A 549-nucleotide genomic window follows, 5' to 3' on the forward strand; every position below is an offset into this window, starting at 1 on the left:
CCTTTCTAAGGAGCACAGTACCGATTGCGGGCAAATGTCTCGCACGGTCAGCTCATGGGTGGAACGTTGATTATTCGGCCTGGTCTTCGGGCCGGGGGCTTGCAAGTACTGTCCGCAAGGGCGTGGAAAGCATGATCTCCGGGCGGGACCGGGTCGGGCACGCTGTTGGGTGTCTGAGGTAATGAACCCCCTCGATGCCGACCCCGGTGAAGGCTCGCGTGAGCGGGTTGTGACGGGTGGTTGGTCGTTGTTTGAGAACTGCACAGTGGACGCGAGCATCTGTGGCCAAGTTTTTAAGGGCGCACGGTGGATGCCTTGGCACCAGGAACCGATGAAGGACGTGGGAGGCCGCGATAGTCCCCGGGGAGTCGTCAACCAGGCTTTGATCCGGGGGTTTCCGAATGGGGAAACCCGGCAGTCGTCATGGGCTGTCACCCGTACCTGAACACATAGGGTATGTGGAGGGAACGAGGGGAAGTGAAACATCTCAGTACCCTCAGGAAGAGAAAACAACCGTGATTCCGGGAGTAGTGGCGAGCGAAACCGGAT

At 59.2% G+C, this 549-nt stretch carries 1 rRNA gene; it reads left to right on the forward strand.

Going from position 1 to position 549, the window contains the following annotated elements:
- Nucleotides 1-283: 283 nt before the first annotated feature.
- Nucleotides 284-549 (forward strand): 23S ribosomal RNA (locus ACVNF4_RS36830); the annotation flags it as partial.

Source organism: Streptomyces sp. S6, assembly GCF_054880855.1.